This window comes from Blautia difficilis (genome assembly GCF_014297245.1).
Classification (GTDB): domain Bacteria; phylum Bacillota; class Clostridia; order Lachnospirales; family Lachnospiraceae; genus Blautia_A; species Blautia_A difficilis.
The window spans coordinates 1-15,270 of sequence record NZ_JACOQG010000019.1; the positions used below are offsets into that span (position 1 = coordinate 1).

At 41.5% G+C, this 15,270-nt stretch carries 16 protein-coding genes, 3 tRNA genes and 1 rRNA gene; 12 read left to right on the forward strand and 8 right to left on the reverse strand.

Annotated elements, in window-relative coordinates:
• From H8Z82_RS17150 to H8Z82_RS11400, 4 genes are all read left to right on the forward strand, one after another.
• Window positions 1-93, forward strand: a 23S ribosomal RNA gene (locus tag H8Z82_RS17150); the annotation flags it as partial.
• A 67-nt stretch (window positions 94-160) separates the two neighbouring features.
• Window positions 161-233, forward strand: a tRNA-Asn gene (locus tag H8Z82_RS11390).
• A 39-nt stretch (window positions 234-272) separates the two neighbouring features.
• A tRNA-Glu gene (locus H8Z82_RS11395) sits at window positions 273-344 on the forward strand.
• A gap of 38 nt (window positions 345-382) precedes the next feature.
• A tRNA-Cys gene (locus H8Z82_RS11400) sits at window positions 383-453 on the forward strand.
• Window positions 454-576: 123 nt separating this feature from the next.
• Here H8Z82_RS11400 and H8Z82_RS17590 read toward each other — a convergent pair.
• The 3 genes from H8Z82_RS17590 to H8Z82_RS11415 form a co-directional block, all read right to left on the reverse strand.
• Entirely contained in the window at window positions 577-1,179 is a 603-nt protein-coding gene (locus tag H8Z82_RS17590) for a collagen-like domain-containing protein (protein ID WP_019160860.1), read from the reverse strand.
• Between the two features lie 118 nt (window positions 1,180-1,297).
• Window positions 1,298-2,377 carry a tetratricopeptide repeat-containing glycosyltransferase gene (locus H8Z82_RS11410; protein ID WP_279289724.1) on the reverse strand — a complete coding sequence of 360 codons (1,080 nt, stop codon included), beginning with the start codon at window positions 2,375-2,377 and terminating at the stop codon, window positions 1,298-1,300.
• 110 nt (window positions 2,378-2,487) lie between these two features.
• Window positions 2,488-2,718 carry a hypothetical protein gene (locus tag H8Z82_RS11415; protein ID WP_019160862.1) on the reverse strand — a complete coding sequence of 77 codons (231 nt, stop codon included), beginning with the start codon at window positions 2,716-2,718 and terminating at the stop codon, window positions 2,488-2,490.
• 299 nt (window positions 2,719-3,017) lie between these two features.
• On the opposite strand from H8Z82_RS11415, the gene H8Z82_RS11420 reads away from it, so the two are divergent.
• Window positions 3,018-3,731, forward strand: coding sequence for a LytR/AlgR family response regulator transcription factor (locus tag H8Z82_RS11420; protein WP_186995189.1), 714 nt, complete (start codon window positions 3,018-3,020; stop codon window positions 3,729-3,731).
• A gap of 250 nt (window positions 3,732-3,981) precedes the next feature.
• On the opposite strand, the gene H8Z82_RS11425 is transcribed toward H8Z82_RS11420, so the two are convergent.
• From H8Z82_RS11425 to H8Z82_RS11440, 4 genes are read right to left on the reverse strand one after another with little or no spacing between them, the layout of a single operon-like run.
• Window positions 3,982-5,133, reverse strand: coding sequence for a DHHW family protein (locus tag H8Z82_RS11425; protein ID WP_186995190.1), 1,152 nt, complete (start codon window positions 5,131-5,133; stop codon window positions 3,982-3,984).
• Window positions 5,134-5,147: 14 nt separating this feature from the next.
• Window positions 5,148-6,536 carry an MBOAT family O-acyltransferase gene (locus tag H8Z82_RS11430; RefSeq protein WP_186995191.1) on the reverse strand — a complete coding sequence of 463 codons (1,389 nt, stop codon included), beginning with the start codon at window positions 6,534-6,536 and terminating at the stop codon, window positions 5,148-5,150.
• 22 nt (window positions 6,537-6,558) lie between these two features.
• Entirely contained in the window at window positions 6,559-7,035 is a 477-nt protein-coding gene (locus H8Z82_RS11435) for a DUF4358 domain-containing protein (RefSeq protein ID WP_186995192.1), read from the reverse strand.
• Window positions 7,032-7,820: a GDSL-type esterase/lipase family protein gene (locus H8Z82_RS11440; RefSeq protein WP_186995193.1), complete on the reverse strand. Its 789-nt coding sequence runs from the start codon at window positions 7,818-7,820 to the stop codon at window positions 7,032-7,034. The genes H8Z82_RS11435 and H8Z82_RS11440 overlap by 4 nt, the downstream gene beginning before the upstream one ends.
• Before the next feature lie 259 nt (window positions 7,821-8,079).
• Here H8Z82_RS11440 and H8Z82_RS11445 point away from each other — a divergent pair, with 259 nt between their 5' ends.
• The 6 genes from H8Z82_RS11445 to H8Z82_RS11470 all read left to right on the forward strand — a co-directional run bounded on the left by H8Z82_RS11445 (window position 8,080) and on the right by H8Z82_RS11470 (window position 13,504).
• The gene (locus tag H8Z82_RS11445) at window positions 8,080-8,943 is read left to right on the forward strand and encodes an HdeD family acid-resistance protein (RefSeq protein ID WP_186995194.1); all 864 of its coding nucleotides are present in this window, start codon (window positions 8,080-8,082) and stop codon (window positions 8,941-8,943) included.
• 39 nt (window positions 8,944-8,982) lie between these two features.
• Entirely contained in the window at window positions 8,983-9,747 is a 765-nt protein-coding gene (locus H8Z82_RS11450; RefSeq protein ID WP_019160867.1) for an arginase family protein, read from the forward strand.
• 75 nt (window positions 9,748-9,822) lie between these two features.
• Window positions 9,823-10,575 (forward strand): prolipoprotein diacylglyceryl transferase, encoded by a 753-nt coding sequence (locus H8Z82_RS11455; protein ID WP_019160868.1) that lies wholly within the window; start codon window positions 9,823-9,825, stop codon window positions 10,573-10,575.
• A 112-nt stretch (window positions 10,576-10,687) separates the two neighbouring features.
• Window positions 10,688-12,391, forward strand: coding sequence for a S8 family peptidase (locus tag H8Z82_RS11460; protein WP_243176458.1), 1,704 nt, complete (start codon window positions 10,688-10,690; stop codon window positions 12,389-12,391).
• A 78-nt stretch (window positions 12,392-12,469) separates the two neighbouring features.
• Window positions 12,470-12,952 (forward strand): CinA family protein, encoded by a 483-nt coding sequence (locus H8Z82_RS11465; protein ID WP_186995196.1) that lies wholly within the window; start codon window positions 12,470-12,472, stop codon window positions 12,950-12,952.
• A gap of 51 nt (window positions 12,953-13,003) precedes the next feature.
• Window positions 13,004-13,504, forward strand: a complete 501-nt coding sequence (locus H8Z82_RS11470; protein WP_186995197.1) for an NUDIX hydrolase — start codon at window positions 13,004-13,006, stop codon at window positions 13,502-13,504.
• 44 nt (window positions 13,505-13,548) lie between these two features.
• Here H8Z82_RS11470 and H8Z82_RS11475 read toward each other — a convergent pair whose 3' ends face one another.
• Window positions 13,549-14,781: a 6-phosphofructokinase gene (locus H8Z82_RS11475; protein WP_186995198.1), complete on the reverse strand. Its 1,233-nt coding sequence runs from the start codon at window positions 14,779-14,781 to the stop codon at window positions 13,549-13,551.
• 153 nt (window positions 14,782-14,934) lie between these two features.
• Between H8Z82_RS11475 and H8Z82_RS11480 the strand changes: the two genes are divergently transcribed.
• Window positions 14,935-15,243 carry a hypothetical protein gene (locus H8Z82_RS11480; RefSeq protein WP_186995199.1) on the forward strand — a complete coding sequence of 103 codons (309 nt, stop codon included), beginning with the start codon at window positions 14,935-14,937 and terminating at the stop codon, window positions 15,241-15,243.
• The last annotated feature ends 27 nt before the right edge of the window (window positions 15,244-15,270 follow it).

Below are 15,270 nucleotides of genomic sequence, written 5' to 3' on the forward strand. Positions count from 1 at the left end.
ACCCCCTTGAAGACGACGAGGTAGATAGGGCAGAGGTGGAAGTGTGGCAACACATGGAGCTGACTGTTACTAATCGGGTGAGGGCTTGACCAAAACGCAGGAAGTTAATTCTCAAGGAATGTCAACATGTATGTAGTTTTGAAGGTGCAAAAACCTTTATTCCTCCTTAGCTCAGTCGGTAGAGCATGCGGCTGTTAACCGCAGTGTCGTTGGTTCGAGTCCAACAGGGGGAGCTTTCGGAACATGAAGTCCGATATGTAAAAGTGATACCAGGCTCCATGGTCAAGCGGTTAAGACACCGCCCTTTCACGGCGGTAACAGGGGTTCAAATCCCCTTGGAGTCATTATACAAAGTTTTTGTATAATTTGTAAAATATAATATGGTGCCATAGCCAAGTGGTAAGGCAAAGGTCTGCAACACCTCTATCCCCGGTTCAAATCCGGGTGGCACCTCTGGAACTTCAGATAAATTATATCTGAAGTTTTTTATTTGATTTAAATTTGAGATAGAATAAAAACGCCGGTATATTGTGTAAAAAGCACAGTATACCGGTGTTTTATGCTTAAAAAGAAAGATCAGCTGTTTAGAATTCCGGCAGCTCTGAGACTAGAGAGAAGCTGATTAAACTGGGTTACAACATCTGTCTGACCTGTAGCATCTGCTACTGCTGCGGCAGATGTTACAGGACCAGCCGGACCTGTGGCACCGGTAGGTCCAGTTGGTCCAGTAGCTCCGGCAGGTCCGACAGGTCCGATAGGTCCAGTTGGTCCAATAGCTCCGGCAGGTCCTGTAGCTCCGCTAGCGCCTGTGGCACCAGTAGCTCCTGTGACTCCGGCAGGCCCCTGAGGTCCTATTGCACCAGTAGCACCGGTAGCTCCTGTGACTCCGGCAGGCCCCTGAGGTCCTATTGCACCAGTAGCACCGGTAGCTCCTGTGACTCCGGTTGGCCCTGGATATCCCTGTATACCAGGTTCTCCCTGAGGTCCCTGGGGACCGATAGGACCAGCCGGTCCGGGACAACCTCTGGGCCCAGTAGGTCCGGTACAGCCTCGTGGTCCGGGAGGACCCTGACAGTCACAGCAGCAGCGATTGCTATTGTTACAGCAGGAAGTGCCGGAAACATCGCTGGTCAGTGATTCAAGTGACTGCTCTTTGAGAGGATGACGATGAAACAACATGCATTTTACCTCTGATATTAAGAAGTTTCACTATTATTATATGGAGAATGCCAGATACTGTTCACAGATTACAAATTCTTTGCTACTTGTCTGAAGCCAATAATTGTTTCGCCCTTTGTCAGGAAAAACCATGCTTATGTGAAAAATATTGTTGATTTTGGATAATACAGGGCTCATCAGGATGAATTTTAGCCGCTGTTTGAAGGCAGTCAAAGGAGGTTTTGTATTGCCCAAGTTTGTCATAACAGACGCAGAGCTGTACCAAAGGAAGAAAATCATGGCAGTCAGGGATAAAAAATCCCCCATTTTGTTCACAGTAAGGTGCATTTAATGCTTGCTGATACCAGTAAACAGCAGAGATAAAAGCTGATTTTTCCAGAAAAAGATTTCCAAGTTCATAGCATATTTCAGCACGGGGAACATCAAACTGAAAGCTTTTAAAAAGAATATTCATTGCTTTATCATTTTCACCAAGGGCACGGTAACAGTAACAGAGTTGCAGACAGGCATCCAGTTGGTTTTCCTGCCATGCTTCGGGATTTTCCAGAAAGTGAAGAAATACAGCCGCAGATTCTCGATAAAGCTTATGATAGAAAAGTTCTTTTCCATAATAAAATTCCTGACGGGAGTCTAAAACTTCAGCATTTTCGAGCATGTGCTGATAAATCCGAAGATTGCGGTCTGGATCAGAAATCTTAATTTTGCGATGTTCAATTTGAATAGGAGAGTAAAGAAGCTTACCGGAAAGAATGATTGCTTCATGTACCTTTCCACACCATCTGAAATTACAGGAGGTTTTTAAAATACGCTCCCGGTAATAAGAAAATGCAGGAGACTGATCTGTATGGAAAGCTGTAATATATTTCATCATTACGATATCAGTGTCAGAAGGAAGAGAAGTTTTTAGGGAAGAAAGGAGAGTCAGATTAGCAGGAGTGATCAGATCATCCGCATCCAGCCACATCCAGTAGTCTGTGTGGACTTTTTCTAAAAGAAAATTTCTGGCAGCAGAAAAATCCTCGCACCAAGGAAAGTCAAATACCTGAGCTCCATATTTACAGGCAATTTCTTTCGTCTGGTCGACGGAACCGGTATCTGCAATGAGAATATGATCTGCAATATCAGTCATTAGTGAAAGAATTCGGGGAAGAACATCTGCTTCGTTTTTGACGATCATGCATAAACTTAGAGAAATCATACAATAGATAATACTCCAGGACACTATTGCAACAAGATATGTGAGATTAGCGTGAAATATGATAAAAACCGTAACTGTAAAAAGTTACACAGCTACGGTTTTGGCATATATTATTCATCAAATTCTGCAGTGACGATAAATCCTCGGGGAGTATGCTCAATATTCTTGATAATACCTTTTCGGGATTTGATCCGTCTGGCATTGGGATAGCATCCTGACATGGCTACGGCTGGTTCAATAATGTAACTGTAATTCATGAAGGATTGGTATTCGGTGATTTCTACTTCATCACCGATTTCAATCAGTCCCTGACGCTCCATTTTAAATTTTTCCTGACGCATGGAATAACCCTTCTTTCGTTAATATTATTTTATTGATAGTATAAATATCTGATCGTTGTGAACCTTACCTTTATATTAACACATATGAGTAAATGAAGAAAGTCCTGTATTACTGTTCACTGGCAATATCCCGCGAAGCGTGTTGCTGGGAACGGAGTGAGCAGTAACAGTCCTGTAAAAAGGGTACTTGCTTTTGTAGAATGAATTGTATATAATATTATAGAAGTTTTCTATCAAAACAATAAGAAAACAGACTCGAAATTATGAATAGAAATTATCGGCTGAAAGGGTAACAAGTAATGCGTAAGATTATAGTCTGTGATGATGTGGAATTGGAAAGACAGCTTTTAAAGGATATATTACATGAATATTTTGAAGAAATTCATGAGGAGATTTTGGTCGAGGAATATTCTTCCGGTGAGGTACTTGTAGCTGACGCTGAGGAGGGATACCTGGAGGGAGAATTGCTTTTTCTGGATATCTATATGGACCAGTTGAATGGTATGGAAACAGCCAGAAAACTTCGTGCGCTTTCCTGCAATATACCGATTATATTTCTGACAGCATCTCCGGATTTTGCTGTTGAGAGTTATGAGGTACAGGCATCAGGATATTTGTTGAAATCCTTTTCCGAGGAGAAAATAAAGAAGCTTTTGAATCGTATTCTGAAGACGGATATGCAACGCAGGGTTGCAATTAAAAGTAAACGTCAGTATCGATATCCATATACGGATGATATTGTATATGTTGAAAGCGATAAGCATACTATTACACTTCATTTGTCCGATCAATCAGAAATTGTAGCCCAGGATAAGCTTATAGAGATTGAAAATAGAATAAATGAGAAGAGATTTTTGCATTGTCACCAGAGTTATCTGGTAAATATGGATTATATAAAAGATGTAAAAGATGATTTTGAATTACAGGATGGGACAATAATTCCTATTCGTGTTCGAGGAAGGAAAGAAGTGTTGGATAGGTATAATGAGTATTTTTCCAGTCATTTTGAATAAAGTATTTCACTATCATTGAGGAATATGCCTGAAAAAATGAGGAAAATGCATAAATAGGAAATTTATAAAAAAGTTTGATATAATACATCATGAAGGAAGAAAAGCCTGATTCAAAACGCGGAAAATGAATGATCTTTTTGCGATGCTGTGAGGCAGACAAAAAATGAAAATTGGAAAAGTGTGTATGAAAATCCCCTCAGTACAGGATGTGTCCGCGTCATCTGAACCTGAGGGGATTTTTTTGAAAAAATTACAGTGCCAGCTCCAATGAGGTATCAGCAAAGAAAGTATTGGCATTGTATAGATATAGTACTTCCTGAACATTCTCAACCTGAAGCAGTTGTTCCAGATCTCCATAGTAATAACGGGGATCGATCATAATGATTTTACGGTAATGCTGTGCAAGAAATGGCACGAAACTGTTGGCATAAGAATCCTTCAGAACCAGAAGGGTATTATTACTTTCCGTGGGGGTGCTGATTTTTATTTGTGCATGATTACCGCCGAAGAACAGGGCATATTTATCTCTGGTATTAAGCTTTGAAGTGTCATAGAAGCTTGCTGATTTTTTCTGTTCATCTACATAATTAACAACTGAGGAAAGAGTATTATCTCCATTAGGAAGGAAAACATCAAGTTCATCGGTTTCACCGGAACGGAAACCGCTTTTGGCAGAGAGTGTTCCTTTGAACGTCTGGGATACAGGAGCTTTATCATAAGAGTCAGAGGAGATATCGATTCCCATAACAGCAGCTGCCTGGAGATAAGCGTAGTAGGCACCCAGAGTGGTCCAGTGATGATCCGTGTGATAATAAAGATCTTCTGCTTTGTGATCAGTAAAGGTATCACGAATATCAATAAAAGTAACTCCTGCAGAAGTGAGAGAATCCTTCAGCTTGTCTATCCAGGGATTCTGATCGTCAGCAGGTGCAAAAGCAGGGAGGTTTGATTTCAGGATGTTTACTGAATTGGGAGCTATCAGTGCATATTGTTTCAGATCTGGATGCTTCTGCGCGAATGAGGTCATAGCATTGACTGTAGCATCATATTGAGTCTGAGAAGGAGCGTTAAAGGCTTCCATCAGATATCCATTTTTGCCAAGATACACACCATTTTCCTCCACTTTACCCATCAGCCTGTCTGTAGTGGCTTTTAAAGTAATCCACATATCACGAAGGGGGAATTGATCGTTCTCATAGGTTTCAAATTGTTTTTCATATCCTCCGGAGATTATTTGATCCAGTTTCAGGGCAGGCCTGGATGCCAGTATCCGGTTTTCCTTTTCGGAGAATCCGGTGTCAGGCAGGATAATACTGCTTACCAGTACAATTACAGGAAGCAGAAAAAAAAGAAGTCCTAATCTGTGAAAGAATAGTCGGTAATTTCTCAGTGATTTTTTCATAGGTACCGTCCCTTCTAAAATTTCGCGTATAAAAATGGTGTATAGGAATTATAAACCATATAGGCTACAGATAATGCCAGCAGTATAAGATTTATAAGCAGTGCTGCTGCTGGTTTCTGCTGAATCAGTCGCCTGAAACGTCGGTACAGTCCGGGTCTGCATGCCAGGATACTAATGATAAAAAGTATCAGGCCTGTTTTCAGATAATAAAGTGCAGTTGTGTCTGCAAAGCAGCTGGCTCCTATACCAAACAGTGCACCCAGATAATGGCCAAGTGCAGAAAAGTTTGTCTGACTGAAAAATACCCATCCAATCATGACTGCAACCATAGTATAGGCTGTGCGCAGCCAGGAAGGGAGTCTATCTAATAAGTTATTTAGTACAAATTTTTCAAGTAAGAGGAGAAGGCCGTAGTATAGTCCCCATAACACAAAGTTCCAGCTTGCACCATGCCATAGTCCGGTCAGAGCCCAGACAACCAGAATATTTCGGATATGTTTTATGACTGAGACACGGTTTCCTCCAAGAGGAATGTAGATATAATCCCGAAACCAGCTTCCAAGGGAAATATGCCAACGTCTCCAGAATTCGGAAACACTTGTGGAGATATATGGATAATCAAAGTTTTTGTTAAAATCAAATCCCAACATTTTTCCCAGCCCAATGGCCATGTCAGAATAGCCGCTGAAATCAAAATATATTTGCATAGTGAAAGCCAGAATTCCAATCCATGCGGTAAGCACGGACATTTGAGTATTACTGCAGATTCCTGCATATAGAGCAGATAGATTATCAGCCAGGAGTACTTTTTTTGCAAGACCCTTAATAAAAAGTTCTGTTCCTGCACCAAAGCGGGAAATATTGACAGAACGTCTCTCAAGTTGTTCCTGGATATCTGCATAGCGGATAATAGGACCTGCAGCAGTATAAGGAAACATGGTGCTGTAGGTTGCAAAGGTAAGAAAGTTCTGTTGTGCTGTAATCTTACTTATATATATATCAAAGAGATAGGACAGGTTCCTGAAGGTATAAAAGGAAAGCCCGATTGGCAGAGAAAGTTCCGGATGGGAAATATGAATGCCTGTAATTCCGCCAAAGGTATCCAACAGGAAACCATAATATTTAAAAAATACAAGAATGCCAAGATTGATAATGATAGCAAAAACAAGATTCAGTTTTTGCTTTTTATCATCATAATAAAGCCGCTCCAGTTCAGTCCCCATATAATAGTTAAATACGCTGGAGAAAAGCATAAGAATCACATAAACAGGTTCTCCCCATGCGTAAAATATAAGACTGCCTAAAAAGAGCAGCAGATTGCGAAGCTTTCCCGGAACCAGATAATAGATCAGCATAAAAACCGGAAGAAAGCAGAAAATAAAAAAGATACTGTTAAATACCATAACGAATGTTCTCCAATCTGCCTTATATCAAGGATAGAAATGCATGCTGCCAGCTATGGGCATTGGCTCCACACATGTAATATACATAGTTTCCTTTTTTTCCTACAGCTGCATTATTTAAGAGAGCCATCTGGTCTGTACCATATCCTTCGAATACATTTTTCTGACTAGACAGGTGTGTCTGGGCGTTTTCCAGCAATATCTGTGCCTGGGCACGGTCTTTGGCTTTCATAATGCAGATTTCTTCAACAGCCATAGGAGAGGAGGCCTTGTAAAAGAAAAAACCGTCAATATCCCGCTCTTCTGTTTGATAATAGCGTTTCAGATCAGCGCGGGTTTCTTGATTCAGTGCAGTGATGGCCTGATCTTTTTCCATAGACTGGGCAATCTGATCCATGGAAATGTTCCGGGCATTATCGGAGGAGTAAAGTGCTGTAAGATATATTACAAGCAGAATCACCAACCCGGTCTTTATAAGTATATGCTTATTTATTTTCATGTCTGTAACCCCGCTGCCTGTGCCATATGTGTGAGCCATTTAGGGTAATAATCCTGGATCACATGCTCACCGTCCGGTTCGTACAGGTCCTCTGAGCTTCCCTCCACAATGGCGGAATTGTCAATAAAGGTACATCCCATTTCCTGACAGAGACTGATAAGTCCTTCGTTATACTGCGGATAATAGGCAAGATCAGGAGTCGCTTCAATAGCAGCATCCGTGATCGGAAGAATACAGTTTATGTAAATTGGGATATCCGGCAGTGCTTCCTGGATCTTGACAATTTGTTTTTTATAATCTGCTACAAATCCAGAAGAATCAGCTCCGTAAATTTCCAGGTCATTGGAACCGAAAGCCATGAAAACATGACTGGGATTCAGGCTGATCGCAGTAGCAATCTGTTCATCAGCTCCGGACACACTTAATCCAAGCTTGGCTACTACCACATCAGTATCCAGATATCCATATTCCACAATAGAATTTGTGATGGAATCTCCAAGAATGACGCTGCCGGCAAAGGCCTGGCGGATCTGCACATCATCGAGAACAGTGCTGCTGTCCATATTGCGCAGAGAATCATCTTCTTCCGATTTTTTCAGATTCTGAAGCTGCTGCTCAGTCTGAGCAATATCTGCGTTTTCCAGTTCCTGAAGTTTGGCTACGTTCTCCTGGCAGATCCTATCATCGCTGGAGCCTGGTCGACTGTATAAAAAGACAATGCTTCCCACAAGGATAAGCCCTGCGGGAATAAGGAGTAAAAGCTTATTAAAATCTTTGTTTTTCAAAATAAATCCTTCCTGAAGTTCAATTGCGAAATGTATCGAATTTATTATAATACGTGAAAAAAAAACTTCAAGGAAAAATTCACAGCTTTTTCATATTTTTATAAAAAGTGATGGAGTTGTGTGTGGACGTTTGGAAAAATTAGAGGTATACTTTTATTATCTGAGCGGATATGTCATCTGTCGGGTTACTTGTCTTTGATAAAGAAAATAACCGGAAGAGAGACAGAACTGTAAAAATAATTGTCAGGAGGATTCATCTGTGGAGAAAAAAACTTCAAAGTTTCTTAGAGGGGAAATTCTTTCCTCAATCTGTTACATTGCTTTGGGATTGTGTCTGGTCCTGATCCCGGATCAAACAGTAAACATTATCTGCAAGGTAGTATTTGGGCTGGTTATGATCGCGGCGGGAATTTACCATATTATAATTTATGCTGCTGAAAAAGAGAAGGCAACGGTACTGGATCTGTTTACCGGAGTGATTGCTGCTGTTCTGGGAGTATTTCTTTTTTTTACGCCACAGATTGTGATTAAAATTCTGCCATACCTGCTGGGTGCTTTTGTAGTAGTTGACAGCATCTGGAAATTTAAGGGCAGCAGCAAATTGAAAAAGGTAAATCAGGGACAGTGGAAGGTGCTTTTGATCGGCAGTCTGATTTTTCTGGTACTGGGAGTCGGAGTGATGGCCTATCCTTTTAAAAAAGTTTCCAGAATGATTTTGGTTAGTGGAATACTTTTGATAGTAAATGGTGCTGCAGATTTTGTATTTTTGATTTTGATGAAGGTATGTCTGAAAAAGGGACAGAAGCGTATGCTGGAGAAAGAGCAGCAGAATAATGTTTCAGATGAAGCAGCAGATCAGACAGAGGATTCTGAGAATGTGGCAGAAACCAGTATGCCTGAAACTCAGGAAGAAAATAAGGCAGTTGTGGAAGTTCCGGAGGAACCGGCAGTGGAAACAGCAGTACCTATAGAATTGGAAACAGCTGAGACTGCAGATGCAGCAGAGGCAGAGGCTGTGTTTTCTATGGAAGAGAATCCCGATAAAGCAGAAGAAAGCCCCAACAAAGAAATTCAGTCTATGCTGAAAAATCATGATGAACCGCTGGAAGAGTGGAAAGACTAAAGAAAGTGAAAAGCGGTTTCAAAAGGGAACAGGAAAATTATGAAAAAAAGAACGCCAGTTATTATGAATATGTCCGGAATATATAGAGAAGAAAAATTCTGGAAGGGACAGGAAACTGTCTGGGTAGAAGCAGAAGATATTACCGGTACGAACTGTTATTGTGATGAAGACGCAAGAACTGAGATCAGTTGTCGCATAGATAAATTTTCACCGGAAGGAGTCCATTTTATTGACTCCGGAAACTATCATTATCTTACGCGTTTGTGGATTGGGAAAATCCAACAACCTTTCAGGCTTCTGGTGTTTGATAATCATACAGATATGCAGCCTCCTGCTTTTGGGGGGCTGTTGTCTTGCGGAGGATGGATCGCAGCTGCATTGGAGGAACTTACAAATCTGCGACAGGTGATCCTGATCGGTCCGGATGAAAATGCATATAGCCAGGTAGATGAGAGGCTTCGGAAAAAAGTGGTATTTCTTTCCAGAGAGACCCTTTTGACAATGGAGGAGGAAGAAATCTGCGGTTTCCTGAAAAAGGTTATGATGGACAGTGAATTACCTGTTTATCTTTCGGTTGATAAGGATGTGCTCGGTTCAAAAGAGGTCTCAACTGCCTGGAGTCAGGGAGATATGAAACTTACCACTTTACTTGCAGGTGTAAAAACCATGCTGGAGTGTGGAAAAAGCAATGAAGATCGGTTTCTGGGAGTGGATATCTGCGGAGAAGCTGATGTAAACGGTATTCATGATAACGATGGCAATGACAGGGCAAATTTACAATTGCTGAAGTTGCTGTGTATATAATAGGAAAATAGAATCAGAAAAAATATTGTTTTTTATATTTTGAAATAAAAAGCAGATGAGGAGAAATGACAGTTTATGAAAAACGAGCTTTTAAGAATCGGTCCGCTGACTCTTTATGGTTATGGTTTTATGATTGCTATAGGAGTGCTGGCAGCCTGGCTGGTGGTGGAACAGAGGGCAAGAAAGCTGCATCTGGCCTGTGAGCATATTTTCTATTTAGTGCTCTGGTGTGTTCTGGGTGGATTTGCATCTGCAAAAATTCTGTTCTGGATTACAGAATGGAAAGAAGTGATCCGGAATCCGTTGGAGATGCTTAGTTCTGATGGATTTGTGGTCTATGGAGGAATTATAGGAGGAATCCTTGCAGGCTGGATTTACTGTAAGGTAAAGAAATTAAATTTTTTAACGTATTTTGACCTGATGATGCCTTCCATTGCACTGGCACAGGGATTTGGAAGAATCGGATGCTTTCTGGCAGGATGCTGCTATGGAAAGGAAGCTTATGGAAGACTGTCAGTGATTTTTACAAATTCGGATTATGCACCTAATAATATTCCGCTGATTCCCACACAAATTTATTCCAGTATTCTGGACTTTTTGCATTTTTTCCTTTTACTTTATATTGCCAGACATAAAAAGGCAGAGGGAGAAGTAGCAGCCTGTTATTTGATCTTTTACAGTGTGGGACGTTTTGTATTGGAATTTTTCAGGGGAGATCTGGAAAGGGGAAGTATAGGAGTTTTATCTACCTCTCAGTTTATCAGTATTTTTACAGGAATCGTCGGAATGGTAATGCTTGGAGTAATAAAGAAAAGGACAAAGAAGTAAATATTCAAGGATAAATACTATTTTTATGTTTTATGGCATAGCCTGTAATAAATCCTGCATGTGAGGATTCAGTATGTTCGGGTCAGCAGATGTTGAAAAGAATTTTATAAATATGCAGCAGGGAATCTCCGGTTCTTCTTCTGGGCAGAATATAGCACCTGCCCAGAACCAGGAATACGGAGATTTTATTCTGAGAAACTGGGAAATGATTCCGGAGGCTGACATGAAACGGATGAATGCTGTTTTTCAGAAAGTAAATGAAATGTCCGGCATTCTTTATATTCCTTTGGAGCAGGCCGGAGTTTTGGAAATCAATTCCTATACCTATTCGTCTATTCCCAAGTGCTATAGTCCTATGGATATAAATGCTATGGATGCCGGGGGAATCAGTCAGAGCTATAATCAGCCGTATCTGAAGCTACAGGGTGAAGGAGTAGCGATAGCTGTGATTGATTCGGGAATTGACTATACACATCCGGTTTTTCGTGAAGGAGACAGGAGCAGGATCGCTTATTTGTGGGATCAGACAATAATGGGAAGTGGAAATGAAGCAGTTCCTTATGGGAAAGTCTTTGTGCGGGAAGAAATTGAGCAGGCGATCAAATCAGAAAATCCCTATGAGACAGTACCGTCCCAGGATGAAAATGGACATGGAACAGCATTGGCTGGTCTGGCAGCTGGAAATGTGGTCCCTTCTGAAAATTTTTCCGGAGCAGCACCTGGAGCAACTCTGATCATTGTGAAACTGAAGAAGGCTAAGACATACTTAAAAGAATTTTATCAGATCCCGCCTTTGGCAGAAGTTTATCAGGAAGATGATATTATGCTTGGAGTGTCTTATGCAGTTCGAATGGCAAAGAAAATGGGAATGCCTGTATCAGTCTGTTTGGGACTTGGAAGCAGTCAGGGAGCCCATATTGGAGACAGTGAACTGAGCCGGTATTTGGATTATATTAATGAAGATGCAAATATTTCTGTATCTGTGGCTGCGGGAAATGAAGGCATTGCGCAGCACCATTTTACAGCTGAATTATCAGAAGAGCAGGAAACAGTGGAGTTGAAAATCGGAGAGCAGGAAGGGGGATTTTATACAGAATTCTGGGGAAATCCACCGGATGACTATAGGATTTCGGTTCAGTCACCGGCAGGTGAGATTCTGGATATCAGTACTTCTATTGGGTCTGTGACTCAAAAGTTATCATTTATTTTTACTGCGACACAGGTTTTGGTGAATTATGTAAAAATGGAACGATCTACCGGAAAGCAGCTGATTTATTTCCGGTTTCTTCATCCGGCCTCTGGAATCTGGAAAATTCATGTACAAAAGGAGAAAGGACCGGGAAACAGATTTCATATGTGGCTACCTGTACAGGGATTGATTTCACAGGATACTTATTTTCTGCAATCGAATCCCTATTCTACAGTGACTGCTCCGGGAGATTCTGTGCGAAGTATTACTGCTACAGCTTATCAGTATAGGGATGCCAGTCTTTTTTTCCAGGCTGGTCGGGGCTTTACTCCGGATGGACAGGTAACACCGGATCTGGCTGCACCGGGAGTGGAACTGACAGTGCCTCTGAATAGAATGCAGAATTTTGGGAAAGCAACAGGAAGCAGTTTGTCTGCAGCGATTACCTGTGGAGCAGCAGCTTTGTTGCTGGAATGGGCAATTGTCAGAGGAAACCTTCCTTATGCAACAGGAAGTGCTGTGAAATTTGCCTTGCAGAAAGGAGCTGTGCGGGAGGAGAGGATGAATTATCCTAATCCTGAGTGGGGATTTGGAAGATTGTCTGTAATAGACAGCATACCGGAATAAGAAATACTTCTATAAAAAAGTAAGATTTTTTGGTATACTTGTAAGGTAAGAAATCAGAAAAACAGTAGGAGGAAAAGGATGGATCAGGCAGAAAAGGATAAAATAATCCATAAATTAATTGATGCACACAGAACGATTTCCACAATGGAGAGCTGTACCTCCGGCTTGATCGCATCGACGATCACAGACACAGAAGGGGCATCTGCAATTTTTCCTGGAGGGTATGTTACTTATTTGAATGAGACCAAGATATTCATTGGTGTGGATAAAAATGTGATTTCCCAGTATGGTGTATATTCAAAAGAATGTGCAGAAGAAATGGCAAAAACAGTACAGAAAAAAATGAAAACGGACATTGCCATAGGAATAACCGGAACTACCGGGAACATTGATCCAAACAATGCAGACAGTGTTCAGGGAGTGGCTTTTTTCTGCATCCTTGTGCATGAGAAACCTTATGTTTTTGAGGTGCATGCAGAAGTTTCCGGCATGAGCCGCCATGAGATAAAACTTTTATACACAGACAGGGTATTCCAGGAACTAAAAAAACTTGTAAAATAAGGGGATTTTTCTGAAATTACTGTAACAGAAAATAAAAGAGGAAAAGGATAAATGAGAGATAAAGAAAAAAGTGTGATGACCACTCATTGTTATCTGGAAAAGGATGGAAAATATTTGATGCTTCACAGAATTTCCAAAAAAAATGATGTGAATAAGAATAAGTGGATTGGTATAGGAGGACATTTTGAAGAGGGAGAAAGTCCGGAAGAATGTCTGTGCAGAGAGGTTTACGAAGAAACAGGGTATCGATTGCGTTCCTGGAAATTCAGAGGAATTGTAACCTTTACCCAGGAAGGGTATGGGACAGAGTATATGTGTCTGTATACTTCAGAGGAATTTGAGGGAATTCTCAGGGAGTGTGATGAAGGAAAATTGGAATGGATTCCCAAAGAAAAGCTTACTGAGCTGAATATGTGGCCGGGAGACAGAATCTTTAACAAGCTGATCAGAGAGAACGCACCCTTTTTTTCACTGAAGCTCAGTTATAAGGGAGATGAGCTGGTGGAAGCTGTACTTAATGGGAAAGCACTGACAGCTTCTGAAGGTGAGTGAACTGCTCACTGCCTGAGACTGCCAGTGCTTCTTAATATTACATCCTATTTGCGGTATACAAAATCCGGCAGTCCGTCTGCACCAAGGGGAATTTCTACCGTTCCCTGGATTAACGGAGCCGCGTAGTCAAGAAAATCCTGGGTTACATCTGAACCATCAGCAGTGATCCAGTCTGTAGGAACTGTTTTTTCTTCATTACAGATGGCATTGACATCTTCCAGGTTGCATTTCATGGAATATCTTCCATCAGTGCATCTCTCGCGAAGGAAAGAAACCATTTTTCCGGTTTCGCCATTCAGTGCTGCCTGTACACCAAAATTACCGGCAGTAACAGCCTCCATCTGGTCAGTGGCGGACATCATGGAGACGGAACAGCGCTGGCTGACATTAAGTTCCACAGAACGTGCTTTTACACCCAGACGGCTGCGTACCAGATTTTCCAGATATTTTCCACAACCTGCCAGCATTTTATGTCCAAAGGTATCTGTGCCTACAGAGCTGTCATATTCGCAGATGAAAGTGCCCTCTGCATCGTGGATTCCTTCAGAGACACAGACGATTACATTGCAGTTCTTTTCAAAGGATTTCTCAACAGCTTTGAGGAAAGCTTCCTGATCAAAGGTTGTTTCAGGGAGATAGATCAGGAGTGGATTGTCACCTTTGTATTTTCGGGCAAGGGCAGAGGCTGCAGTGAGCCAGCCCGCGTGACGGCCCATGATTTCTACAATAGTAACGGATTTTTTCTCATAGACATTTGCATCTATGGAAATTTCACGGACTGTAGAGGCTACATATCTGGCTGCACTTCCAAAGCCGGGAGTGTGGTCTGTATGAACCAGGTCGTTATCAATGGTTTTGGGCTCTCCGATAATGCGGATATCGCTGCCTGTCTGGGCTGCATACCGGGAAAGCTTGCTTACAGTATCCATGGAATCATTTCCGCCAATATAGAAAAACCAGCCAATGTTCATTTCTCTGAATTTTTGAAAAAGTCTGGGGTAAACCGGATCTTCCAGAGATTCAGGAAGCTTATAGCGGCAGGAGCCGAGGTAGGCACCTGGAGTAGTTTTAAGTTTTTCAAGGCTGCTTCCGGGAAGTGCTGTGGCAAAATCTAAAACAGTTCCTGCCAGAAAGCCTTCGATTCCATTTACCATACCGTAAATATGTTGAATTTGTTCGGGATGTCGTAATCCTTCGGACACAACACCGTAGAGACTGCTGTTAATGACTGCAGTAGGGCCGCCGGACTGACCGACGATCAGATTTTTTTTGGACATGAGTTACCTCCTGGATTTTTTTGTAAAAGATATGGAAATCTTTTACTTGTAAAGCTAAAACTAAAATGATTATATCATAGAGCTACTTTAAATGAAAATCTTTTTGTGATATTATGAAAATCAGATATTAGTACATGAAAATGGGGTAAGGGTATGGGAAATCTTAATCTGTATCAGGCACTGGAAATCTGGTTTGGCGGGCAACAGGAAAACCAGGATGCTAAGTATCAGGAAGCTGAGAAATATCTCAGGCTTCGGATACGTCCGGCAATGGAAATTCTTTTGGAAGAAGAGGATACAGAGAGGATGCAGTGTCTGGAGGAACAGGGCTGGTTCGGGAGGAAGGAACTGGATGGTTTTATCCATAGTGCCAGTGAGAAAGAAAAGCTTCGGTCTCTGATATGGCTGTTGCATCTGAAAAATGAAAAGTATGGATATACGGGGAAAGATTTTTCTTTGTAAAACCGGGTAAAAGATCACAGCAGGAGA